The 23,509-nt window shown below is 69.2% G+C and carries 24 protein-coding genes; 8 read left to right on the top strand and 16 right to left on the bottom strand.

Features of this window, described 5'->3' with window-relative positions:
• Nucleotides 1-20: 20 nt before the first annotated feature.
• The 3 genes from rsmH to DQP58_RS18695 all read right to left on the bottom strand — a co-directional run bounded on the left by rsmH (nt 21) and on the right by DQP58_RS18695 (nt 2,497).
• A complete protein-coding gene (gene rsmH, locus DQP58_RS18705; RefSeq protein WP_112709739.1) occupies nt 21-1,286 on the bottom strand; it encodes a 16S rRNA (cytosine(1402)-N(4))-methyltransferase RsmH in 1,266 nt (421 codons plus the stop codon).
• Nucleotides 1,261-1,692 carry a division/cell wall cluster transcriptional repressor MraZ gene (mraZ, locus tag DQP58_RS18700; RefSeq protein WP_066873398.1) on the bottom strand — a complete coding sequence of 144 codons (432 nt, stop codon included), beginning with the start codon at nt 1,690-1,692 and terminating at the stop codon, nt 1,261-1,263. The genes rsmH and mraZ overlap by 26 nt, the downstream gene beginning before the upstream one ends.
• Nucleotides 1,693-2,095: 403 nt before the next feature.
• Nucleotides 2,096-2,497 carry a DUF3040 domain-containing protein gene (locus DQP58_RS18695; protein WP_112709738.1) on the bottom strand — a complete coding sequence of 134 codons (402 nt, stop codon included), beginning with the start codon at nt 2,495-2,497 and terminating at the stop codon, nt 2,096-2,098.
• A 349-nt stretch (nt 2,498-2,846) separates the two neighbouring features.
• Between DQP58_RS18695 and DQP58_RS18690 the strand changes: the two genes are divergently transcribed.
• Nucleotides 2,847-3,455: a GNAT family N-acetyltransferase gene (locus tag DQP58_RS18690; RefSeq protein WP_112709737.1), complete on the top strand. Its 609-nt coding sequence runs from the start codon at nt 2,847-2,849 to the stop codon at nt 3,453-3,455.
• A gap of 162 nt (nt 3,456-3,617) precedes the next feature.
• A complete protein-coding gene (locus tag DQP58_RS18685; RefSeq protein WP_112709736.1) occupies nt 3,618-4,268 on the top strand; it encodes an LppM family (lipo)protein in 651 nt (216 codons plus the stop codon).
• On the opposite strand, the gene DQP58_RS18680 is transcribed toward DQP58_RS18685, so the two are convergent.
• A complete protein-coding gene (locus DQP58_RS18680) occupies nt 4,269-5,165 on the bottom strand; it encodes a mycobacterial-type methylenetetrahydrofolate reductase (RefSeq protein WP_112709735.1) in 897 nt (298 codons plus the stop codon). It abuts the gene before it with no gap.
• Nucleotides 5,166-5,423: 258 nt separating this feature from the next.
• Here DQP58_RS18680 and idsA2 point away from each other — a divergent pair, with 258 nt between their 5' ends.
• On the top strand, nt 5,424-6,473 hold the full coding sequence (gene idsA2, locus DQP58_RS18675; RefSeq protein ID WP_112709734.1) for a bifunctional (2E,6E)-farnesyl/geranyl diphosphate synthase: 1,050 nt from the start codon (nt 5,424-5,426) through the stop codon (nt 6,471-6,473).
• A 3-nt stretch (nt 6,474-6,476) separates the two neighbouring features.
• Nucleotides 6,477-8,030, top strand: a complete 1,554-nt coding sequence (locus DQP58_RS18670; RefSeq protein WP_112709733.1) for an alpha-(1->6)-mannopyranosyltransferase A — start codon at nt 6,477-6,479, stop codon at nt 8,028-8,030.
• A 10-nt stretch (nt 8,031-8,040) separates the two neighbouring features.
• Here the strand turns inward: DQP58_RS18670 and DQP58_RS18665 are convergent, their stop codons facing one another.
• Complete coding sequence (locus DQP58_RS18665) at nt 8,041-8,445, bottom strand: Rv2175c family DNA-binding protein (protein ID WP_112709732.1); 405 nt, start codon at nt 8,443-8,445, stop codon at nt 8,041-8,043.
• 164 nt (nt 8,446-8,609) lie between these two features.
• Here DQP58_RS18665 and DQP58_RS18660 point away from each other — a divergent pair, with 164 nt between their 5' ends.
• Complete coding sequence (locus DQP58_RS18660; RefSeq protein WP_240629952.1) at nt 8,610-9,821, top strand: protein kinase domain-containing protein; 1,212 nt, start codon at nt 8,610-8,612, stop codon at nt 9,819-9,821.
• Nucleotides 9,822-9,925: 104 nt separating this feature from the next.
• Nucleotides 9,926-11,377: an FAD-dependent oxidoreductase gene (locus DQP58_RS18655; protein ID WP_112709730.1), complete on the top strand. Its 1,452-nt coding sequence runs from the start codon at nt 9,926-9,928 to the stop codon at nt 11,375-11,377.
• Here the strand turns inward: DQP58_RS18655 and DQP58_RS18650 are convergent.
• The 3 genes from DQP58_RS18650 to DQP58_RS18640 all read right to left on the bottom strand — a co-directional run bounded on the left by DQP58_RS18650 (nt 11,374) and on the right by DQP58_RS18640 (nt 14,306).
• Nucleotides 11,374-12,762, bottom strand: coding sequence for a class II 3-deoxy-7-phosphoheptulonate synthase (locus DQP58_RS18650; protein ID WP_112709729.1), 1,389 nt, complete (start codon nt 12,760-12,762; stop codon nt 11,374-11,376). The genes DQP58_RS18655 and DQP58_RS18650 overlap by 4 nt on opposite strands.
• A gap of 87 nt (nt 12,763-12,849) precedes the next feature.
• Nucleotides 12,850-13,344: a polyadenylate-specific 3'-exoribonuclease AS gene (locus DQP58_RS18645; RefSeq protein WP_066871683.1), complete on the bottom strand. Its 495-nt coding sequence runs from the start codon at nt 13,342-13,344 to the stop codon at nt 12,850-12,852.
• Between the two features lie 77 nt (nt 13,345-13,421).
• Nucleotides 13,422-14,306, bottom strand: a complete 885-nt coding sequence (locus tag DQP58_RS18640) for a hypothetical protein (RefSeq protein ID WP_112709728.1) — start codon at nt 14,304-14,306, stop codon at nt 13,422-13,424.
• A gap of 93 nt (nt 14,307-14,399) precedes the next feature.
• Here DQP58_RS18640 and DQP58_RS18635 point away from each other — a divergent pair, with 93 nt between their 5' ends.
• Nucleotides 14,400-15,692 (top strand): glycosyltransferase 87 family protein, encoded by a 1,293-nt coding sequence (locus tag DQP58_RS18635; RefSeq protein WP_112709727.1) that lies wholly within the window; start codon nt 14,400-14,402, stop codon nt 15,690-15,692.
• On the opposite strand, the gene DQP58_RS18630 is transcribed toward DQP58_RS18635, so the two are convergent.
• The 5 genes from DQP58_RS18630 to DQP58_RS18610 all read right to left on the bottom strand — a co-directional run bounded on the left by DQP58_RS18630 (nt 15,689) and on the right by DQP58_RS18610 (nt 19,085).
• Complete coding sequence (locus DQP58_RS18630) at nt 15,689-16,417, bottom strand: lysophospholipid acyltransferase family protein (protein ID WP_112709726.1); 729 nt, start codon at nt 16,415-16,417, stop codon at nt 15,689-15,691. The genes DQP58_RS18635 and DQP58_RS18630 overlap by 4 nt on opposite strands.
• 86 nt (nt 16,418-16,503) lie before the next feature.
• Entirely contained in the window at nt 16,504-16,893 is a 390-nt protein-coding gene (locus tag DQP58_RS18625; RefSeq protein WP_205869466.1) for a hypothetical protein, read from the bottom strand.
• Nucleotides 16,881-18,161 carry an ArsA family ATPase gene (locus tag DQP58_RS18620; protein WP_205869467.1) on the bottom strand — a complete coding sequence of 427 codons (1,281 nt, stop codon included), beginning with the start codon at nt 18,159-18,161 and terminating at the stop codon, nt 16,881-16,883. Before DQP58_RS18620 ends, DQP58_RS18625 begins: the two co-directional genes overlap by 13 nt.
• Nucleotides 18,154-18,591 (bottom strand): SRPBCC family protein, encoded by a 438-nt coding sequence (locus tag DQP58_RS18615; protein WP_112709724.1) that lies wholly within the window; start codon nt 18,589-18,591, stop codon nt 18,154-18,156. The genes DQP58_RS18620 and DQP58_RS18615 overlap by 8 nt, the downstream gene beginning before the upstream one ends.
• Nucleotides 18,592-18,695: 104 nt before the next feature.
• The gene (locus tag DQP58_RS18610; RefSeq protein WP_066995796.1) at nt 18,696-19,085 is read right to left on the bottom strand and encodes a polyketide cyclase / dehydrase and lipid transport; all 390 of its coding nucleotides are present in this window, start codon (nt 19,083-19,085) and stop codon (nt 18,696-18,698) included.
• Between the two features lie 176 nt (nt 19,086-19,261).
• On the opposite strand from DQP58_RS18610, the gene DQP58_RS18605 reads away from it, so the two are divergent.
• Nucleotides 19,262-21,064 (top strand): AMP-dependent synthetase/ligase, encoded by a 1,803-nt coding sequence (locus DQP58_RS18605; protein WP_112709723.1) that lies wholly within the window; start codon nt 19,262-19,264, stop codon nt 21,062-21,064.
• Here DQP58_RS18605 and pimB read toward each other — a convergent pair.
• The 3 genes from pimB to DQP58_RS18590 form a co-directional block, all read right to left on the bottom strand.
• Nucleotides 21,061-22,215 carry a GDP-mannose-dependent alpha-(1-6)-phosphatidylinositol monomannoside mannosyltransferase gene (pimB, locus tag DQP58_RS18600; protein WP_112709740.1) on the bottom strand — a complete coding sequence of 385 codons (1,155 nt, stop codon included), beginning with the start codon at nt 22,213-22,215 and terminating at the stop codon, nt 21,061-21,063. The genes DQP58_RS18605 and pimB overlap by 4 nt on opposite strands.
• Nucleotides 22,216-22,279: 64 nt before the next feature.
• On the bottom strand, nt 22,280-23,095 hold the full coding sequence (locus tag DQP58_RS18595) for a hypothetical protein (RefSeq protein ID WP_112709722.1): 816 nt from the start codon (nt 23,093-23,095) through the stop codon (nt 22,280-22,282).
• Nucleotides 23,096-23,156: 61 nt separating this feature from the next.
• A partial coding sequence (locus DQP58_RS18590) for an NlpC/P60 family protein (protein WP_133259397.1) occupies nt 23,157-23,509 on the bottom strand: 353 nt, incomplete at its 5' end.

Here is a 23,509-nt window from a genome sequence, read left to right as displayed (position 1 = left end):
CGACGTCTCGCGCTCTGCTCTCATGCGTCGCCTCTTCCGTTAGCCTGCTGTGACTGCATTCGTTGCAGCGCCCGCAACCGCACTGCGGCACTGCGTGGATTGCGTTCGATCTCGGTGGCGTCGGCCCGATCGGCGCCGTGCGTCAGGGACTGGAATCGCGGCTCGTGGCCGGGGAGTTCGACCGGCAGGTCCACCGGGGTGCGGGACGCGACCGCCTGGGCGAAGAGCCGCTTGACGATCCGGTCCTCCATCGATTGGTAGGCCATCACCACGATGCGCCCGCCCACATCGAGGGCGTCCAGGGCGGCCGGGAGCGCGTTGCGCAGCGTGTCCAGTTCGTCGTTGACCGCGACCCGCAGCGCCTGAAAGGTGCGCTTGGCCGGGTGTCCGCCGGTGCGCCGGGCCGCGGCCGGAATCGCTTCGTAGAGCAGGGCCACCAGGTCCGCGGTCGAGGTGAACGGCTCCCGGGCCCGGCGGCGCACGATGTGCGCGGCGATGCGGCGCGCGAACCGCTCCTCGCCGTAGCGGTGCAAGATCCTCGCCAGCTCGGCCTCGTCATAGGTGTTGACGATGTCGGCCGCGGTCAGCGGTGACGAGGGGTCCATCCGCATGTCCAGCGGCGCGTCCTGGGCGTAGGCGAAGCCGCGCTCGGCGCGATCGAGCTGCATGGACGACACCCCGAGGTCGAACAGCATTCCGTCCACGGATTCGGTTGCCGCATACCCGGATTCGGCCAGCGCCGCGGCGACGTCGTCGTAGCGCGTGTGTACCAGCGTGAGACGGTCGGCAAAGCGCGCCAGTCGCGCCCGGGCGATGTCCAGCGCGCTGGGATCGCGATCGAGCCCGATCAGCCGCAGGCCCGGCAGGTCGGTGAGGAACCGCTCCGCATGCCCGCCCGCGCCCAGGGTGGCATCGACCAGCGTCGCCCCCGACCCGTCGGGCTGGTGGCGGGTCAGCGCGGGCGTGAGTAGTTCGACGCAGCGTTCCAGCAGGACGGGGACATGCCCGTAGTCGTCGGGACTCGAATTGTCAGCCACCGCAACGCCTCCACGAATCTGTCGGCATCCGTCGGCCGCCCGCAATCCCGACAGGCGGGTCCTCGCGCCGCGTCGGGTCTGTGCCGCCCGGACGGGCCTTGGCAGGTGCTCGGGAAGAGGGGCGGCCCCTGCACCGAGGTCTCTGACCGAAGTCGCGAACCTGGCGTTGGGGAAGTACGCCAGGGTCGGTTCGGGCAGAGGCCACGGTGCACGGGCATGCGCCTCAGATGATGTCGCCGAGTGCTTCATCGCTGGCCGCGGAGAAGTTCTCTTCGTGGGTCTGCTGGTAGTCCTGCCATGCCTGCGCATCCCAGATCTCGAGGTTGTCGATCGCGCCGATCACCACGCAGTCCTTGGAAAGGTTGGCGTAGCGCCGGTGGTCGGCCGACAACGTGATCCGGCCCTGCGCATCGGGATGCTGTTCGTCGGTGCCGGCGGCGAGATTGCGGAGAAACGCCCGGGCGTCGGGGTTGCTCCGCGAGGCCTTGCTCGCGCGGCGGGCCAGTTGCTCGAATTCCGCCCGCGGGTAGACGGCGAGGCTGTGGTCCTGGCTCTTGGTGACCATCAACCCCCCTGCCAGCGCGTCGCGGAACTTGGCGGGCAGCGTGAGCCGCCCCTTGTCGTCGAGTTTGGGCGTGTAGGTGCCGAGAAACACCAGCTCACCTCCCCTACGGGGTCACCCAAACACTGCAGTCACCATACCCCACAATCCCCCACTACGCCCCATTCTTAGGGTGCCGCCGTGGCGTTTTCAGGGTTATCCGTCGTCAGGACGCCGCCAAAGCCGCGCACAGGGTGTGTCGCGCCCCGCCCGGGACATTTATCGCGTTCTGCATCGCGGCCCGATTACCAGGCGAAATACCGTCGGTGGGGCGTTGTGGGGGACTTTAGTGGGGCGTGGTGGGGCATTGACACCGAGACGCGCCGCGGTTAGGCCTCGATTGAGCAGCAAAACGGCATCGACGGTTGCGCGGAGGCCGGATGCCCGGCCGACGGCGCCCGGCCCCGGAAAACAAATCGGGGCAGCCGATGGCTACCCCGAGTGTGTGTGGATGCGGCTAGTCGTCGAAACGACGGCGGAACCGGTCCTCCATGCGGCTGGTGAACGAGCCCCCGCTTTTGTTGCGGCGTTGACGCAGCGGCGTGGCCGCCGGGCCGGAATGGTCGGGCCTGCCGGACAACCGGGGGCCGGTGATCGCGAAGATCACTCCGCCGAACATGACGATGAACCCGAAGACGCTGAGGATCGGGAAGTTTCCGATCATCGTCGCCTTGAACGCCACCCCGGAGACCAGCATCGCGAGACCGATGACGAACAGCGCCACGCCCTGCAACCGCCGGCGGGCGGTCGGCGCGCGAAAACCTCCACCGCGAACACTTGACGCGAATTTGGGGTCCTCGGCGTAGAGAGCGCTCTCGATCTGATCGAGCATCCGCTGCTCATGATCGGAGAGTGGCATTCGTCCCTCCTTGCCGACTGTTTGGCACGTGACTATCGGTAGCACGCGGATGCCCGTTGCGGGGGCAACTAATTGAAATGATACGAGGTCAATCTGCCCCATACCACTGGTTCGGCGCCGATTCTATCCCGGCCGCCCGCGGACGCCCCCGCAGACCGGAACTGCCGTGCGCTACAACCGGCTTCCGTCAACCGCGGTCGTTCGTCGGTCCGGTGTCACGACCACTCGTCGGGCCGTCGCGCGCGGGTCCGATAATGGGCGATAGCGGCCCGGTTTCACCGCGACCACATGCCGCCGATGCACCGCACCGCCCTGCCCACCGATGAGGAACCGATGAGGAGACCGCGAGTTGGCAATATTTCTCATCGATCTGCTGCCACACGACATGGAGCGTCGCCTCGGTGACGCCCTGGCGGTGTACGTCGATGCGATGCGCTACCCACGCAGCACCGAGAACCAGCGCGCCGCGATGTGGCTGGAACACATCCGGCGGCAGGGCTGGCAGGGGGCCGGCGTCGTCGAAACCGAGGAGGCCGAAGACGCAGGCGCGCAACCGCCCTCGGCCGAGGCCCTGGCCAGCGCCCCGTTGCTCGGGGTGGCCTACGGCTACCCCGGCGCGCCCGGGCAATGGTGGCAGCAGCAGGTGGTGCTGGGCATGCAGCGCGGCGGCTCACCGCCGCAGGAAATTTCGCGGCTGATGAACAGCTACTTCGAGCTGACGGAGCTGCACATCCACCCCCGCGCCCAAGGCCGCGGGCTGGGCGAGGCGCTGGCCCGACGGCTGCTCGCCGGTCGCGCCGAACAGAACGTGCTGCTTTCCACGCCGGAAACCAATGGTGAGCCCAACCGTGCCTGGCGGTTGTATCGGCGCCTGGGCTTCACCGACGTCATTCGCGGCTACCACTTCGCCGGCGACCCGCGGGCCTTTGCGATCCTGGGCCGCAAGTTACCGCTATAGCCCGAGCCGGGCCGCGACCCGGCGCAGGTCGCAAGACGCCACCTCATTCAGGTGGCACATCGGATCTGGCACGATGACCTGGTGCGAGCCAGCTCTCCCCCGTCCCGCAGCCGAGGATCCCGAGCGTCTCGAGCTCGACGGCGCCGCCTGACCGCCCTCGCGATGCTGCTGCTGGTGGTGCCGCTGGCCACCGGGTGCCTGCGGGTCCGTGCCTCGCTCACCATCTCCCCCGACGACCTGGTGTCCGGCGAGATCGTCGCGGCCGCGAAACCCAAGACCTCGAAGGACACCGGCCCCCAACTGGACAGCAACAACCTGCCGTTCAGCCAGAAGGTGGCGGTGTCGAACTACGACAGCGACGGCTACGTCGGCTCGCAGGCGGTGTTCTCCGACCTGACGTTCGCGGAGTTGCCGCAGCTGGCCAACATGAACTCCGACGCCTCCGGGGTGAACCTGACGCTGCGCCGCAACGGCAACCTGGTGATCCTGGAGGGTCGGGCGGACCTGACCTCGCTGACCGATCCCGAGGCCGACGTCGAGCTGACGGTCGCGTTCCCCGGAGTGGTGACCTCGACCAACGGTGACCGGGTCGAGCCCGACGTGGTGTCGTGGAAGCTCAAGCCCGGGGTGGTGACCACGATGACTGCCCAGGCCCGCTACACCGACCCAAACACCCGTTCCTTCACCGGAGCGGTGGTGTGGCTGTGCATCGCGTCGTTCGCGGCCGCCGGGGTGGTGGGGCTGCTGGCCTGGGTGAGCCGGGACCGGTCACCGCGGTTGACGGCGCCGCGCGACCAGCCGCCGCCCAGCTAGCTACCCCTGCCGGCCCGGTGACCAGTAGGCGAGCATCTCCGCGAACGTCTGGAAGGCCGGCCCGGAATTCCCGTAGGTCGCCTCGAGGTGGATGCTCAGCGGGAAGCCCAGCTCGGCGACCCCGTCGATGACCCGCTTGTACAGGTCGAGCATCTGCTGGCGCTTCTGCGCCGGTTCGCCGGCGGCCAGCTTCCTGACGAACTCCTGCTCGGCGGCCACCGCCGGGTTGCCCGGGTCCTGGATGAGCCAGTTGATCAGCCCGACCCGGCTCTCCATCTTCGGCACGAAGCCGAACGACAGCAGGATCTCCGGCCGGTGGTCGGTCTGCCTGGCGAACTCGCTCAGGAAGCCCACGATCGCGTCGGAGTACAGCAGCTGCGTCATGCCGTAGGTGGCGCCCTGGTCGCACTTGAAGTTGAACCGGCCCTGTTCGCCGTCCCGGGTGGGGATCAGGATCACGCCGCGGTTGGTCACCAGCTCGCGGTAGATCGACAGGGCGTCGGTGGGGGCGACGCCCGAGCCCTCGCCGTCGTTCATGGTGCGCGGCACGCCGACGAAGACCACGCCCTCCATGCCCGCCGAGGTCAGCTCGGTCAGCCGCGCGCGCAGCGTCGCCTCGTCCATGAATGCGGTGACCTGGGTGCACAGGCCGTTGATCCCGGACAGTTCCGGCTTGACGATCGACCAGAAGTCGAGCACGTCCAGCTTCGGCTTCATCTGGATGGGGCGGTCGTCGTCTTCGGCGATGATCCCCGGAATCATCACGTGCCGGATCCGCCCGCCCAGGCCCGCCTCCGCCGAATTCCGCACCACTTTGTGCGCCTCTTCCAGCGCCCGCTCCCGACCTTCGTCGGCGTTCGGCGGCACCAGCTCGAGCGCAATGGTGTTGAGGGTCACGCGGCTTCTCTCCATCTGACGACTATTGGCCCGGGCGTCTTGCGGCCGCGCAGCATTCGCGGCCCCCAGCGCACCCGCCAGCATAGGGGCGGGTTCGTGAGCCATGCGAAGCAACTGGGTCCGCCCGCCCGCGTCGTGGGGACGGCGACCCGGGCGCTGCGGCGAATACACTGGTCGGGCCTGGAACACCCAGCCAGCCGAGCAGAAAGGGGCGCCGCGCTGAGCCTAGGAGCCACAGCAGCAGCGGCAACCGTCGAGTTGACCGGCGCGATCACCGACCAGTTGCGGCGGTACATGCACGATCGGCGCACCGAGACCGCGTACATCGGAGACGACTACAGCGGTCTGATCGCCGCGCTGGAAGACTTCGTGCTGGGCGGGGGCAAGCGGCTGCGGCCCGCCTTCGCCTATTGGGGCTGGCGCGCGGTGACCACCGAAGCGCCCGATGAGCAAGCGCTGCTGCTGTTTTCCGCGCTCGAGCTGCTGCACGCCTGCGCGCTGGTGCACGACGACGTGATCGACGACTCCTCCACCCGGCGCGGCCGGCCGACCACCCACGTCCAGTTCGCGGCGCTGCATCGCGAGCGGCACTGGCAGGGCTCGCCCGAGCAGTTCGGGATGTCGGCGGCCATCCTGCTCGGCGATCTCGCGCTGGCCTGGGCCGACGACATCGTGTTCGGGGTGGAGTTGACGGCGCAGGCGGCGCGCCGGGTGCGGCGGGTGTGGGCGAACATTCGCACCGAGGTGCTCGGCGGGCAGTACCTCGACATCGTCGCCGAGGCCAGCGCGGCCGCCTCGATCGCCTCGGCGATGAACGTCGACACCTTCAAAACCGCCTGCTACACCGTGTCCCGGCCGCTGCAACTCGGGGCGGCCGCCGCCGCCGACCGGCCCGACGTCCACGACGTCTTCAGCCAGTTCGGCACAGACCTGGGGGTGGCGTTCCAGCTGCGCGACGACGTGCTGGGCGTGTTCGGTGACCCTGCGGTGACCGGCAAGCCGTCCGGGGACGATCTGCGCTCGGGCAAGCGCACCGTGCTGCTGGCCGAGGCGGTGGAGTTGGCGGAGAAGTCAGACCCGTTGGCGGCCAACCTGTTACGCACCTCAATCGGGGCCCGGCTGACCGATGCGCAGGTGGATCAGCTGCGCGACGTCATCGAGTCGGTGGGGGCGCTGGCCGCGGCCGAACAGCGGATCGCCACACTGACCCAGCGGGCGCTGGCCACCCTGGCGGCCGCACCCATCAACACCGCGGCCAAAGCGGGCCTGTCCGAACTGGCCAAGCTGGCCACGAACCGGTCCGCCTGACCGATGACGACGCCAATCGATACCCCGGCAGGCGATTCACCGGCGGCCAAACCGGCACGCGGTGAATGGGTTTCACGGCTGAAGGCCTTCCTCGCCGCCGGCGACTCCCGCCCGGCGAAACTGGGCATGCTCGGATCGGTGCTGATCACCCTGGGCGGCCTGGGCGCGGGCAGCACCCGCCAGCACGATCCGCTGCTCGAGTCGATGCACATGTCCTGGTTGCGTTTTGGGCACGGCCTGGTGCTGTCGTCGATCGTGTTGTGGACCGGTGTCGGTCTGATGCTGATCGCGTGGCTGGCCCTGGGCCGTCGGGTGCTGGCCGGCGAGGCGACCGCGTTCGTCATGAAGGCCACCACCGCGTTTTGGCTGGCGCCGCTGCTGGTGTCGGTGCCCGTCTTCAGCCGGGACACCTATTCGTACCTGGCGCAGGGAGCGTTGCTGCGCGACGGGCTGGACCCGTACGCCGTCGGCCCGGTTGCCAACCCAAACAGCCTGTTGGACAACGTCAGTCCCATCTGGTCGATCACCACCGCACCCTATGGCCCGGTGTTCATCCTGGTGGCCAAGATCATCACCATCGTCGTCGGCAACAACGTGGTGGCCGGCACCGCGTTGTTGCGACTGTGCATGCTGCCCGGCCTGGTGCTGCTGGTCTGGGCGACCCCCCGCATCGCGCACCGGCTGGGCGCCGACGGTGCGACGGCGCTGTGGATCTGCGTGCTCAACCCCCTGGTGCTCATCCATCTGATGGGTGGGGTGCACAACGAGATGCTGATGGTGGGCCTGATGGCCGCTGGCATCGCGTTGACGTTCGGTGGCCGCCCCGTTGCCGGCATCGCGCTGATCACCGTCGCCATCGCGGTCAAAGCCACCGCCGGCATCGCGCTGCCTTTTCTAGTGTGGGTGTGGGCGCGCCAGCTGCGCGATCGGCGTGGATATCGGCCGTTGCCAGCGTTTTTCGCGGCCACGGCGTTGTCGCTGCTGATCTTTTTGGTGGTGTTCGCGATCCTGTCCGCGGTGGCCGGCGTCGGCCTGGGCTGGCTGACCGCGCTGGCCGGATCGGTGAAGATCATCAACTGGCTGACCGTGCCCACCGCGGCCGCCAACCTGATCCACGCGATCGGCGGCGGGTTCTTCCCGGTGAGCTTCTATCCGATCCTTCGCGTCACCCGGCTGGTGGGCATCGCGATCATCGCGGTTTCGCTTCCGCTGTTGTGGTGGCGGTTTCGCCGCGACGACCGGGCCGCGCAGACCGGCATCGCGTGGTCGATGCTGATCGTGGTGCTGTTCGTGCCGGCCGCCCTGCCCTGGTACTACTCGTGGCCGCTGGCGATCGTGGCCCCGCTGGCGCAGTCGCGGCGGGCGGTCGCGCTCATCGGCGGCGTGTCGACCTGGGTGATGGTGATCTTCAAACCCGATGGCTCGCACGGCATGTACTCGTGGTTGCACTTTTCGCTGGCCACCGTCTGCGCGCTGATCGCCGGCTACAGCCTGTATCGGGCCCCCGCGCGGCAGGCGGAGCCCGCCGGCGTCGCGGCCGACGTCCCCGCCGATTGAGCGAACGGGCTCAGTAGGCCATCGCTTGCGCCCGGCGCACGACCTCCCGGGCCTGATGGGCGTGCAGGGCGTCGACCGGACGGGCGTTGTTGAGGGCGTCGCGGCTGCCGTCACGGGTGACGGTCAACGAGGGATCCCGGGTGAACAACCAGCGCACGATCTCGGTGTCGTGGTAGCCGCCGTCGTGCAGGATGGTCAGCAGTCCCGGCAGGCTCTTGACCACCTCACCGGACTTGGTGAAGAACACCTGCGGCACCACCAGACCCTCGTCGCGGCGAACCGCCACCAGGTGGCCCTCCCGGAGTTGCTGATGCACCTTGGTGACCGGCACCCCCAGCAATTCGGCGACCCGCTTGAGGTCATAGATCGGCTCGTCGGGCTCTAGCACATCGTCGCCGGCAGGAATACTGCTCATCCCGGCAAGTCTAGGCCTAGATCGCCGCCTTGAACCCGTGTTCTACCGGCCAATCACCGCCGCACACCTACGATGGCCCCGTGGCCCAAGCGCAATCGCCCGGCCCCGCCTCGGGCCGGGTCGGCCCGCATGGTCGCCGTCCCCAATCCGGGTCGGCCGATCCGTTGGAGAACGCCTTGCTGGACGGCCGCTACCTGGTTCAGTCCAGGATCGCCAGCGGCGGCACGTCGACGGTGTACCGCGGGCTCGACACCCGCCTGGACCGCCCCGTCGCGGTGAAGGTGATGGATTCTCGCTACGCCGGCGACGGGCAATTCCTGACCCGCTTCCAGCGCGAGGCCCAGACCGTCGCCCGGCTGAAGGACCCCGGGCTGGTCGCGGTCTACGACCAGGGCCTGGACGCCCGGCACCCGTTTCTGGTGATGGAGCTCATCGAGGGCGGCACGCTGCGCGAACTGCTGGGCGAACGCGGACCCATGCCGCCCTACGCCGTCGCCGCGGTGCTTCGTCCGGTGCTGGGCGGGCTGGCCGCCGCGCACCGGGCCGGCCTGGTGCATCGCGACGTCAAGCCCGAGAACGTGCTGATCTCCGACGACGGCGAGGTCAAGATCGCCGACTTCGGTTTGGTGCGAGCCGTCGCCGCCGCCGGAATCACTTCCGCCAGCGTCATTTTGGGCACCGCCGCCTATCTGTCACCCGAACAGGTGCGCGACGGCAGCGCCACTGCGCGCAGCGACGTCTACTCCGCGGGGATCATGACCTACGAGCTGCTCACGGGGCGCACACCGTTCACCGGCGACTCGGCTTTGTCGCTCGCCTACCAGCGGCTGGACACCGACGTGCCGCCGCCGAGTGGGGTCATCGACGGCGTGCCCGGGCCGTTCGACGAATTCGTGCAGCGCGCCACGGCCCGCGACCCCGCCGACCGCTACGCCGACGCGATCGAGATGCGAGCCGACCTCGACGCCATCGCCGACGAGCTTGCGCTGCCGCACTTCTCCGTGCCGGCGCCACGCAACTCCGCGCAACACCGTTCGGCGGCGCTGCAGCATAGCCGGATGGGCCAGCGGCCGCCGCAACGGCCCGCGCCGCCCGAACCGGCGCCGGTGCGTGCCCCCACGCGCCAGATGACGCGGGGGCCCCAGGACTGGCCGGCGCCGAAACGCCCGGTGCGGACTGACGTCGAACCCGAGGACGACTACGAATATGAGGCCGTCGCAGGCGAATTCGCGGGCATCCCGATCAGCGAATTCGTCTGGGCGCGCCAGCACAACCGGCGCATGGTGTTGGTCTGGGTGGCGGTGATCCTGGCGCTCACCGGACTGGTCGCGACCGCGGCGTGGACGGTCGGCAGCAACCTCAACGGACTGCTGTAGCCGGTCGCGCTATGGGGCCCAAGCGACCCGGCACGACGGCACGCGTCTTAACGTAATCACAAAGTTCTCTTATTTTTCTTAATTTTGGTGTACCGTACTTCTGCATGGGTTCGACAACGCATCGCGTCGACTCGCCGAACCGGCTCGGCGAGCACGCAGTCGTACTAGGTGCCGGAATGGCGGGTTTGCTTGCCGCCCGCGTACTTTCGGAGTTCTACGATTCGGTCAGTGTGGTCGAGCGGGACAGATTGCCCGACTATCCGTGCCACCGGCGGGGAATCCCCCAGGGCCGTCACGTGCACAACTTCTACAGCCGCGGCCTGCAGGCGCTGGAAGAGTTGTTTCCCGGCCTGCTCGAGGACCTGTCCAGGGCGGGTGCGGTCGTCGTCGACGACGGTGATCTGTCGCGGTTCTACGTGCGCTTCGGGCGCTACGAGATGAAACACTCGGGCACGTTCGCCGATCCGGACGCGTTGGCGCTGCACATGACGACCCGTCCGTTCATGGAGTTTCACGTCCGTCGGCGGGTCAAGGCCCTGCCGAACGTGACGTTCCTCGACGGGCACGACGTGTCCGAACTTCTCAACACCGCGGACATCGTGAACGGTGTGCGAATCACCCGGCGCTACAACGGTTTCCTCACCGCGCTGGACGCCGATCTGGTGGTGGACGCCATGGGGCGCGCCGCACGCACCCCGGCGTTTCTGGAGAGCCTGGGTTATCCGCGGCCAACCGAGGATCGGGCGGTGGCCCGATACGGCTACGCGAGCCAACAGTTGAGCATGCCCGAGGGATCGATCGCCCAGCGGCTGGTGATGTTCAACCCGGGGGGCGGCCGGCCGGGGGGCTTGTTACTCGCCAACGAGCACGACACGTTCATGTTGGCGATCGGCGTGCCGGTCGATGCCGGCGAGCCGCCAACCGATTTCGCCGCGATGCTCGCGATGGCCGAGCCGTCACTGCCCCCGGCCATCATCGAGGGCCTGCGCCGCGCCTATCCCATCGGTGAAGCCGTGACATACCACCACACCGCCGCGATCTGGCGGCGCTACGACCAGATGGCCGACTTCCCTTCGGGTTTACTGGTGATGGGCGATGCGCTCTGCAGTCTCGATCCGACCTACGGCCAGGGCATGACGATCGCCGCGCTGGAAGCGCTGACCCTGCGCGATTGCCTGAGCGCGGGCGATGCCCAACTGGCGCAACGCTTTTTCCGGTCGACCGCGGTGTACATCGGCCAGACGTGGGGCGCCAATCGGGCCAGGGACCGGGCCACGTCCGGCGGCTACCGGCCGCGCGGGCTGCGCCGGCGACTCGCCCGCTGGGTCTCGCGAGCCGCACTGAACGCCTCGACCCGCGACGTCGTGCTGACCGAACGCTTCTTCCGGGTCTCCAACTTCATCGACCCGCCCTCGCGGCTGCAGGATCCCGCCCTGTTACCGCGCATCGTGTGGGGCAACCTGCGAGCCCGGTTCGCCTCGAAGCGAAGCCGCACTGCCCCGGCCACCCTGGCGCCGCAGGGCTTAGGGCGGGAGCGGCTTTCGGCCCGCGGCTAGTCGCGCAGCATCTCGGCGACGAGGAAGGCCAACTCCAGCGACTGCTGGGTGTTCAGCCGTGGGTCGCATGCGGTTTCGTAACGGCCGACCAGGTCCGTGTCCGAAATGTCTTGCGCCCCACCCAGGCACTCGGTGACGTTCTCGCCGGTGATCTCGACGTGAATGCCGCCCGGGTGGGTGCCCAGCGCGCGGTGCACCTCGAAGAAGCCCTGCACCTCGTCGACGATGCGGTCGAAGTGGCGGGTCTTGTAACCGTTGGACGACTCGTGGGTGTTGCCGTGCATCGGGTCGCACTGCCAGATCACCTGGTGACCGGTGGCCTGGACCTTTTCCACGATCGGGGGCAGCAGGTCGCGAACCTTGTTGTTGCCCATCCTGCTCACCAGCGTCAGCCGGCCGGGCTTGTTGTGCGGGTCGAGCCGCTCGACGTACTCGACGGCCAACTCCGGGGTGATCGTCGGGCCGATCTTGACGCCGATCGGGTTGGCGATCACCTCGGCGAAGGCGATGTGCGCGCCGTCGAGCTGGCGGGTGCGCTCACCGATCCAGACGGTGTGCGCGGACAGGTCATACAGCTGCGGTTCGCCGCCGTCGCTTTCGGACAGGCGCAGCATGGACCGCTCGTAGTCGAGCACCAACGCCTCATGGCTGGCGTAGATCTCGGCGGTCTGCAGGTTGCGGTCGGCCACCCCGCAGGCGCTCATGAAGCGCAGCCCGCGATCGATCTCGGTGGCCAGCGCCTCGTATCGGGCGCCGGCCGGCGAGGTCCGGACGAATTCCCGGTTCCAGTCGTGCACCAGGTGCAGGGAGGCCAATCCCGACGACGTCAGCGCCCGAACCAGGTTCATCGCCGCACTGGCGTTGGCGTAGGCGCGCACCAGCCGCGACGGGTCGTGGTCGCGCACGGCGGCGTCCGGGGCGAAGCCGTTGATCATGTCGCCGCGGTAGGACTTCAAGCCCAGCGCGTCGATGTCGGCCGAACGCGGCTTGGCGTACTGGCCCGCGATGCGGGCCACCTTGACCACCGGCATGCTCGAGCCGTAGGTCAGCACCACCGCCATCTGCAGCAGCGTGCGGACGTTGCCGCGGATGTGGGGTTCGGTGTTCTCGGTGAACGTCTCCGCGCAGTCCCCACCCTGCAGCAGAAACGCCTCGCCCCGGGCCACCTGGGCCAGCTGCTCCTGCAACCGGACGATCTCCGACGGCACCGTCACCGGCGGGACGCTTTCGAGGACCGTGCGCATCGCCGTCGCCTGGTCGGCGGGCCAGCTGGGCTGCTGGGCGGCCGGTTTGGCCAGTGCGGCGTCCAGCCGCGCCCGCAGATCGGTCGGCAGCGGCGGCAGCGGCGGCAGCTGATCGATCGGTATGTCGACGGTCCAGTTCATCGGTCCATCGTAACCGCGGCGCGGGGGTCCCTGGTCAGGGCTGATCTGCGGGAACGCGGGCCGGCCGGGTGCGTTCCCGCCGGCGTCTCAGTCCCCGCCGGTGATGAGCCGGTATCTGCGGAGCTGATCGCGCGCGTCGACCAGCGCGTCGTGCGCGTCGGACGATCGGGGCGGCATCCGTGGGCTGCCCCGGTCCTCCCACAGTTGCCGCAGCTCACGGGTGAAGCGCGGTATCGCTCGCGGCAGCTCCGGCATGGTGCCCCACAGCTGGCACAAGGCCACGTGGTCGTAGGCCGCCACCCACGCCCACAGCTCGATCGGCTCGGCGGCCGCCCGCCCGGAATTCAGGCCGAAGAAGTCCTCCAGGTCCTCCCGGATCTGCCGGCGCGAGCGCCACAGCTGCGAGGCCGGTGGCGGCAGCTTGGGCAGCACGTTGGCGCGCACCCAGGGCCCGGCGCGCTCGGGGTCGAACTCGGTGGACACCGCGTAGTACTCGCGGCCGTCTTCGGCGGCCACCCCGATGGAGATCAGCTCGATGGTGCGGCCGTCCTCGATGAATTCGGTGTCGTAGAAGTACCGCACCGGAGAAAGCCTAGACCGGCGACGATGAGTGCCGGCACGGCGCGAAGGAGGAGCCGGTCCATCGGCCGCGAAGCCGGCTAGCGGCCGATCAGGATCGGCCCGGTCGGCGCCGGCGCGGGGTGGATCTCGTGGTCGAGCGTGGCGTCGACGGTGCGTTCGTCGGGCAACCGCGGTGTGCCGGCGATGGCGCACTGCAGGTATAGCTTGGCCCGCACCACCGGGCGGCGCAGCCTGCGCTCGCGTTGCAGCGCGCGGCGCATCTTGTCCGGCTGCGTGCAATACCGCCACCGGGCCCACGGCGCGTGCGGGCGCGACAGCCGGATGGCGCCGATGACCAGCAGGATGACCAAAAACATGCCCAGCAGGCCGGTCCACACCTTGCCCTTGAGCACCACCACGACGGCCAGTGGCAATGTCAGCGCCATGGCGCTGGCCACCACGGCCCGCAGCAGCGCCGAATCGGCGCTGTGCCAGATCGGTAGGAAGAACATCAGCGGGTGCAGGCCCATGATCAGCAGCCCGGCCACCGCCACCGCGGCGAACACCGCGTCCACCGAGGTGCGGCCGTCTTCGGACCAGTACACGTCGGACAGGTGCAGGATCAGCGCGTACTCGTCGAGCACCAGGGCGGCGCCGATCCCGAAAAAGGTTGCCGCGATGGTGAATTCGGGTTCATGGCCGTCGATGGCCAGGGTGACCAGCGTCAGGCCGGACAGCAGGGTCAGCACCACCCCGAAGGTCACGTGGTGGATGTGCACTCCCCCGACGTGGACGTTGCGTGGGTGCCACCACCGGGCGGTCCGGCCGGTGGTGGCGCGGTGCCGGATGAACCGCACGCACGTTCGCGTGACGAAAAACGTGAGGATGAAGGCCACCAGGCAGCACAGCAACGGCAGGTGACCGCGGTCGTAGACGTCGTGGGCGAACCATCGGGTCACCTCGGCCACGAACGAATGGAGCACTCTTGAAACGTACGCCTGTCCGCGCCGGGGTCGTGGGACCCGCGCTGCACCAGGCGGGTCGGGGCCCGGCCACCCATTACGCTGTTGTGCGACATGAGTACACGGCAGACGCCCGGCGTGGGCTTGGCAGGCAAGCGTGGCCCCGGGTGGGTGCTGTGGTGGGGGCTGGCTTGGCTGACCGCCGCCGCGGGGCTGGGTTACGCGGCGTGGCAGCTGTTCGGGCACACGCCCTATCGCATAGACATCGACGTCTATCAGATGGGCGCGCGGGCGTGGATGGACGGCCACCCGCTGTACCGCGGGGACGTGCTGTTCCACACGCCGATCGTGGATCTGCCGTTCACCTATCCGCCGCTGGCGGCCATCGTGTTCTGCCCGTTCGCCTGGATGCACATGCCCACCGCCAGCGTCGCGATCACCGTCCTGACGCTGGTGCTGCTGGTGGTGTCGACGGTGATCGTGCTGACCCGCCTCGACGTCTGGAGCACCTCGGCGACGCTGGCCGGCCCGGCCTGGCTGCGCCGGTGGTGGTTGGCGATCGTCACGGCGGCGGCGGCGACGGTCTGGCTGGAACCGATCAGCTCGAACTTCGCCTTCGGCCAGATCAACGTGGTGCTGATGACGCTGGTGGTCGCCGACTGCGTGCCGCGGCGCACGCCGTGGCCGCGCGGGCTGCTGCTGGGCCTGGGTATGGCGCTGAAGCTGACCCCGGCGGTATTCCTGCTCTATTTCCTGCTGCGCCGCGATACCCGGGCCGCGCTGACCGCGCTGGCGTCTTTCGCAGGCGCGACGCTGCTGGGTTTCGTGCTGGCCTGGAACGACTCGTGGGAGTACTGGACGCACACCGTGCGCCACACCGACCGAATCGGTTCGGCGTCGTTGAACACCGACCAGAACATCGCCGGCGCGCTAGCCCGGCTGGGGCTCGGGCAGCAGGAACGCTCCCTGCTCTGGGTGGCCGCGTCGCTGCTGGTGCTGGCGCTGACGGTCTGGGCGATGCGGCGGGTGTTGCGCGCCCACGAGCCCACGCTCGCGCTGGTCTGCGTCGCGCTGTTCGGGCTGGTGGTCTCGCCGGTGTCCTGGTCGCACCACTGGGTCTGGGTGCTGCCGGCGGTGCTGGTGACGGGGATCGCGGGCTGGCGGCGCCGCAACGCGGCGCTGATGGTGGTCAGCGCCGCGGGGGTGGCGCTGATGCGGTGGTCGCCGATCGACCTGCTGCCCAAGCACCACGAGGCCAGCGCGGTCTGGTGGCGTCAGCTCGCCGGGATGTCCTATGTGTGGTGGGCGCTGGCGGTGCTCGTCACGGTGGGTGTCACCGTCACCGCCCGCGGAATGGCGCGGGATACGGCCCCGCAGCAGCTGGCGCCGGTTACCGCCGTCGGCTAACCGGCCGCCGTTTCGGGGATCCGGACGGCCTCGCCGTTGGCGGCGCCGTCGTTACCGTCCTTTTTTAGGCTCGCCGCGTAGATGTCGACGTATTCCTGACCGGACAGCCCCATCAGCTCGTAGATCACTTCGTCGGTGACGGCCCGCTCGATGAAGCGGTTGCCGGCCAGCCCGTCGAACCGCGAGAAGTCCATCGGCTTGCCGAAGCGGACGGTGACCCGGCCGAACCGCAGCATGTTCGTCCCGGGCGGGTTGACGACGTTGGTGCCGATCATCGCGACCGGGATCACCGGAACACCGGTCTCCAGCGCCAGCCGGGCCAGTCCCGTCTTGCCCTTGTACAGCCGGCCGTCCGGCGACCGGGTGCCCTCGGGGTACATGCCCAGCAGCTTGCCCTGGCTCAGCACCTGCTGCGCGGTGGTCAGCGCGGCGCGGGCGCTGTCGGCGTCGGTGCGGTCGATCGGCACCTGGCCGACGGCGGTGAAGAACCACCGCTGGAACCAGCCCTTGAAACCGGTGCCGGTGAAGTATTCCGACTTGGCCAAAAACGTGATCCGGCGACGCACCACCAGCGGAAGGTAGAAGCTGTCCATCACCGCCAGGTGATTACTGGCCAGTATCGCCGGCCCGGAACTCGGAACGTGTTCTAGGCCTTCGACTTTCGGGCGCCCCAGCAGTGACAGCAGCGGGCCGAGGAGCACGTACTTGAACAGCCAGTACCACATGGCCCTCCCTCTCGGCTATTCCCGCTGATGTTCTGCGCCAACTGTACCCATCCCCACCGGAACCGACCACCTGCGACGCAGGCGGCTCACTCCTCGAGCGTGACCGGGATGGGCTGATACCGGGTCCGCGATGCGGGAGCGCCGGGCCCGCCACTGGGCGGACCGTCGGGCGGCGGTTCCGGCGCCGGCCCGCCGGACCGGTCGATGTCGTTGACGATGTCGCGAATCACCTCGAGCAGGGCGATGCTGTGGTCGGCGATCGCGGTGAGCAACGGGTGCTGGTCGCCGGTGGCCAGCGCGGCCAGCGCGCATACCGGGCACCACACCTGTTGGCACTTACCGGTGCCCACGCCCGCGCCGGCCGTCAGCGCCGCCGCCGCGCGCACCGCGGGGTCGATGCCGTCCAGGATCGTCTGGGCGAGCCTGCGCAGTTCCGGACCGATGTCGGAATGACCCCCACCACTCACTTCGGCCACACCTCCGGATCTGGTCGAAAACGCACCGTCAGTTCGCTACCCCGTAGATGTGCGTCCAACACGGTGCACCGCCGAAGTACTGATGCCAACCTAACCCTGCGCCGCAATCCCCCGGCGCTGATGATCAGATCATCATCGACGCGGCCCAGCGTCAGCCCCGACGGATCGAGTTGCGGCAACGCCAGCCGCATCCGGTAGATGGACCCTAGCCCCGTCCCGGATTCCAGGTCCACGGTGGGCCGCAGCGGGCCCGGCGGCGCCGTGCCGCCGCGGCGCCGGGCCGCGTCGAGCAGCCCGCTCAGCGCTTTGGGGCCGATCGGCTCGCCGGACAGGTGCGGGGTCATCACCAGCGCCACCTCGCCGATGGTGGCGTCGAGCTCGTCGAGCACGCTGCGCTGCTCGGCGATGCGCTCGGTGTACCAGTAGAAGGCGGGGTGTTCGGGCAGATTGCGGTACTCGTACGAGTCGTCTTGCAGCAGAACCTGATTCACGATCAGCTCTTCGACCCGCACGCCCATTAAGGCCAGCGAGCCCAGCGTCCGGGCCGCCTCGGCCGCGACCACCCGCTCGGGGGTCAGCACCAGGTGCGCGCTCACCAGATCACCGTCGGTGAGCAGCGCGCTCAGCGACTCCACCTGCGAACTGATCCGCTCGAGCAGCTCGACCACCGCCGCCGATCGGGCGTCGTCGGCGGTGACCGACAGCCGGCGATGCCGCGGCCAGGCCCGCTCGACGTACAGCCCGAAGGTGGCGGGCAACGTCAGCATCCGCAGGGCGTCTGCGGTCGACGCGCAATCGACCACCACTCGATCCCATCGCCCGCTGCGGGCCAGCTCGCCGACGGCGTGCAGCCCGAGCACTTCCTGCACGCCGGGCAGGGCCGAAAGTTCCTCGGGCGCAATGGTACTCAGTTCGGAGTCGGGAAAACGCCGGTCCAGGGTGGCGACGACGGCACGCCAGCGGACCTCGAGCAGCGCCAGCGTGTCCAAGGCCAGTGCGTCGAGAAACCCGCCGCCGGCCTCCGCTTGTCCGGTGTCCAGGTCGGCCAGCACCCGCACCAGGTCGCCCTGACTCGGCGAGACGGGAACGCCCAGTACGTCACCCAGCGAGTGCGCCTGGTCGGTGGAGATCACCAGCACCCGTTGCCCGGCGCTCGCGGCACCGACGGCGGTGGCGCAGGCCAGGGTGGATTTCCCTACCCCGCCTTTGCCGACGAAAAGGCTGATTCGGGCCGGGGCGGGCGCTCCGAATTCAGGGGACTCACTCAGCCTCGACTCGTTTCTTCAGATCCTTCAACGCGGTGTCGGTCAACCGGCGCTCGGCCTTGCGCTTGAGCAGCCCGATCATCGGCATGGCCAGGTCGACGGAGAGTTCGTAGGTGACTTCGGTGCCAGATCCCTTGGCCGCCAGTCGATATGAGCCTTCCAACGCACGTAGCAGCGAGCTCGAGACCAGCGTCCAGCTCACCGATTGGCGATCCTTGGGCCACTTGTAGGACATGACCATGGTGTCCTTGATCACCGTGGCGTCCATGACGATCCGCGCAACCTTGGGGTACCCGTCGGGGTCCTTCTCGACGACCTCGGCTTCCTTGTACTCCGAGATCCATTGCGGGTAGGAATCGATGTCGGCGATCACCTGCATCACGGTGGCCGGGTCGGCCTCGATGTAGATGGTTTGCGTCGTCTTCTCCGCCACCTGATTGCTGCCCTCTCTCCCGCGAACGGATCGACCGCTGTCGACTGTGGGGATCCCGCGGGTCTCGGTCCGACACGGTACTCTCCGCGGCGGACCCGACCCGGCTAAACTACCGGAGAAACTCCGACCGGACGTGACCGTTCCAGTGTCGTCTTGACCTCGAAGGCCATTTTCTTGCCCGCCACCCGACGGCGGTGCGTCATCTTCGCCAAGTTCAGCTTGGCCAGCTGCCAGGCCGCCACCCCGGTCGGCTCGGCGTGCAAGAAGTAGTGCAGCACGACGCCGTCCAGCGACGGTTCCAGCCAGATCTCCATGGTGCCCGTCAACGCGCCGGTGACCGACCACCGGATGCCCTTTTCCGCGCGGTCCTCGACGACCTGCAGCCGCAGGTCCGGCCACCAGCGTCGCCAGCTGGACCGATCGGCCACCGCGGCGCCCACCCGCGCGCCGTCGGCGGCGACAAACGTCTCATCCGCGATCTGGATGCTGTTCATCACCCCAGCTTCACACACCGGCTGGCGCCGCCCCGCCGAGGGCGGGCCGGACGTCGCGGCTTGCGATCGCGGTCCCGGCCCACCACTGGTAGCCGTGCTGGGTCAACGCGCGGATTAGGCTGGTCGGCAGCAACCCCCTCCCGGGAATCTCCACGAGGTCGATTGAGGTCATAAGAGTGCGTGAGTACAGCGTCCCCGCCCGCTTCTCCGTCGGCGATAACGACAACATCGCCGCAATGGTCTTTGAACACGAGCGCGACGACCCCAACTTCGTCATCTACCAGCGCCAGATCGACGGCGAGTGGACCGACGTCACCTGCGCCGAGGCGGCCGAGCAGATCCGCTCGGCCGCACTGGGTTTGATCTCCCTGGGCGTGCAGGCCGGCGACCGGGTGTCCATCTTCTCGGCCACCCGCTACGAATGGGCGATCCTCGACCTGGCCATTTTGGCGGTGGGTGCGGTCACCGTGCCGATCTATGAGACGTCGTCGGCCGAGCAGGTGCGCTGGGTGCTACAGGACTCCGAGGCGGTGCTGGCGTTCGCCGAAACCGACGAACACGCGGCCATGGTCACCGAGCTGACCGCCGAACTGCCCGCGCTGCGCCGGGTGCTGCACATCGACGGTTCGGGGCCCAAGGCGCTCGACCAGCTCCAGGAGGCCGGCGCGTCGGTGGCACCGGCCGAGCTGACCGCGCGCCTCGAGGCGCTGCGGGCGTCGGACCCGGCCACCCTCATCTACACCTCGGGCACCACGGGGCGGCCCAAGGGCTGCCAGCTGACGCATTCGAATCTGTTGTATGAGACCCGCGGCGCCAAGGAGAGCCTGCCGACGCTGCTCGACGAGGGCCAGCGGCTCCTGGTGTTCTTGCCGTTGGCGCACGTGCTGGCGCGCTCGCTCACATTGTCCGCGTTCGCCAACAAGGTCACCGTCGGCTTCACCAGCGACATCAAGAACCTGGTGCCGCTGTTCGCGGTGTTCAAGCCGACCGTGGTGGTGTCGGTGCCGCGGGTGTTCGAGAAGGTTTACAACACCGCCGAGCAGAACGCCTCGAACGACGGCAAGGGCAAGATCTTCGCTGCGGCCGTCCAGACAGCCGTCGACTGGAGCGAGGCGCAGGACCGCGGCCGGCGCGGGCCGGTGTTGCGCGCCAAGCACGCCCTGTTCGACCGGCTGGTGTACAACAAGCTGCGCGCCGCGCTGGGCGGCGACTGCCGCGCTGCCGTCTCCGGCGGCGCGCCGCTGGGCTCGCGGCTGGGGCACTTCTACCGCGGCGTGGGCCTGACCATCCACGAGGGTTACGGCCTGACCGAGACCAGCTCGGCGATCACCGTCAACCAGGTCGGCAACGTCAAGATCGGCACGGTCGGAACGTTGGTGCCGGGCAACAGCATGCGCATCGCCGAGGACGGCGAACTGCTGGTGCGCGGCGGCGTGGTGTTCACCGGCTACTGGCGCAACGAGCAGGCCACCGACGACGCGTTCACCGATGGCTGGTTCAGGACCGGCGACCTGGGCGTGCTCGACGAGGACGGCTTCTTGAAGATCACCGGGCGCAAGAAGGAGATCATCGTCACGGCCGGCGGCAAGAATGTCGCGCCGGCCGTCCTGGAGGACCGGCTGCGGGCCCACCCGTTGATCAGTCAGGCGATGGTCGTCGGGGACAACAAGCCGTTCGTCGGCGCGCTGATCACCATCGACCCCGAGGCGTTCGACGGCTGGAAGCAGCGCAACCAGAAGGGCGCCGGCGCCTCGGTGGGCGATCTGACCACCGACCCCGACCTGGTCGCCGAGGTGGACGCGGCCATCAAGGACGCCAATCAGGCTGTGTCACATGCGGAATCGATCCGCAAGTTCCGCATCCTGCCGGTCGATTTCACCGAGGACACCGGCGAACTGACGCCGACGATGAAGGTCAAGCGCAACGTGGTGGCCGAGAAGTTCGCCTCCGACATCGAGGCCATCTACGCGAAGGACTAGCAGGGCGTCGGTCCGCCAAGCAGCGCGCCCAGCCGCGCCGCCAGCGTGTCCCACCGCCACTGGGCCATCACCCAGTCGCGCCCGGCCGCGCCCATCGCGGCCGCGCGGTCGCGGTCGGTCAGCAATTCGGTGACGGCGCCGGCGATCTCGGCCACCTCGCGGCCGTTGACGACCAGCCCGGTCTTGTTGTGCTGCACCGTTTCTGGGGCTCCCCCGGATTTGCCGGCGATGACCGGCACGCCGGTCGCCGAGGCCTCGAGGTAGACGATGCCCAACCCCTCGACGTCCAGCCCGGCGCCGCGGGTGCGGCACGGCATCGCGAACACGTCGGCCAGCGCGTGATGCGTGGGCAGCTCGGCGGCCGGTATACCACCGGTGAACGTCACGTCGTCTTCCACCCCGCACTCGCGGGCCAGCGCGCGTAGCGAGTCCAGATACGGGCCGCCGCCGACGATGACCAATGCGGCGCCGTCGACCCGCCGCCGGATCGACGGCAGGGCCTTGATGAGCATGTCCTGGCCCTTGCGTGGCACCAGCCGCGACACGCACACCACCGTGGGCCGCTCGCCCAACCCGTAGCGGTCACGCAGCTCGGCCCGACCCACCGGGTCGGGCCGGAACCGGTCGGTGTCCACACCCGAGGGCAGGTATTCCAGCGACGCCTTGGGGCCGAACGCGGGCGCGAACCGGGACCGGGTGTAGCGGCTGACGAACGTGACGACGTCGGTGTCGTCGCCGATGCGGCGCAGCACCGAGCGGGCGACCGGAAGCATCGACCACCCGACCTCGTGGCCGTGGGTGCTGGCCAGCACCCGGCTCGCCCCGGCCCCGCGGGCGCGGGAGGCCAACAGCGCCAGCGGCGCGGCCGCGCCGAACCAGACCGTGTCGATGCCGCCGGCGGCGATCAGCCGCCGCATCCGGGCGTCGACCGCCGGACCCGGCAGCATCAGGGTGCCCGGATGGCGCACCACCCGATAACCGGCGGCCTTGGCTGAGCGGTCAAAGGCGTCGGCGCCCTTCCACTGCGGCGCGTACACCGTCACCGTATGCGGCCCGGCGTCGACCAACCGGCCGACGAACTCGCCGAGGTACGACTGAATGCCGCCCGGGCGGGGCGGAAAGTCGTTGGTTACCAGCAGGACCCGACTCACCTGCGTCAGGCTAGCCTGGCGCCGGAGCACCCCGCGCACACGGTCCGAGCCGGGCGACGCGGCCCTAGTGGCCCAGCCACTGATGCCAGCGCGTGAGCAGGCCCGCCGGGCTGTCGCCCAGCACATCCTGACCGGCGACGGCCATGTCGGCGTGCCGAACGCCGCAGGTGGCCAGGTAGAGGTCGCGCAACTTCGGCGCTCCGTAGGTGTCCGCGACGAATCGGGCGAACCACCACGCACGGTCGTAGGCCAGCGAGCGCTGTTCCCCCGGCACGTCGAGATCGCCGTCGGTGGGCAGCGTCATGGGCAGCAGCGTCTCGGCGGGCACCGGCGTCGACGGGCGGCCGACGAAGTCGGCCACCCCCTCGGTGAGCCAGCGGGGTGCATCCGCGACGGTGTCGGCGCGCGCGGCGTAGTGAAAAAGCTCGTGAGCCAACACGATTCGCAACGATGCAGCGCTCATCGTGGCCGCGCCGGGCGCGAACACGATCCGCTGGCCCTCGGCGACCCGGCGAACGGGATCGAGCCGGTCGACCACCGTCACGGCCGCGATATCGGCCCACTGCGACGGCGGTCCCCCGCCGGCGGCGGCGCGAAATTCCTCGTCGGTGCCGGCCGCGACGACCGAGATCTCACCGGTCCAGTCGGTACCCCAGAACGACTCCACCGCGGCGATCGCCGCGGGCATGCCCGACGCCACCCGGGACAGCAGCCGGTCGCTGGCGGGGCCGCCGAGCCCCAGCAGCCGCACGGTGCGGTCGCCGACGGTGATCGACCTGGCGGACGCGGGGAGTTGGCTGCGGGCCGGCGTGACCAGCTGGGCGGGCCGGATCCGGGCTTCGCGCTTCGCGTCGAACGGCACGGCCGCGGCCACCAGCAGTTCGACAACGAAAACCCAAGCCAGCAGTATCGAGAGCCGCCGGCGACGCGGTCGGGGGTGTCTAGTAACGGCGAGCGTCGTAGATCGGACCGCCGGCGCTCATCGGCGCCACCCGGACCGGCACGCCATAGGTAGAGGAATGGATCATCATGCCGTCACCGATGTAGATGCCGGTGTGCGAGGCGTCGGAGTAAAAGGTCAGCACGTCACCGGGCTGCAGGTCGCCCAGCGAGACCGGCTGCCCGCCGTGGGCCAGCGCCTGGCTGGAGTGCGGCAGCGAGATGCCGGCTTGCTGGAATGCCCACATCACCAGGCCTGAGCAGTCGAATCCGCCGGGTGCGGAGCCGCCCCACACGTAGGGCGAACCGACCTGGGTCAGCGCGGCCTGCACGACGGTGGCGCGGTCACCGCCGC

The sequence above is a fragment of the Mycobacterium colombiense genome, assembly GCF_003284975.1.
GTDB lineage: Bacteria > Actinomycetota > Actinomycetes > Mycobacteriales > Mycobacteriaceae > Mycobacterium > Mycobacterium europaeum_A.
The sequence above is the reverse complement of the archived record's forward strand: the minus strand, read 5'-3'. Positions and strand labels throughout refer to the sequence as shown.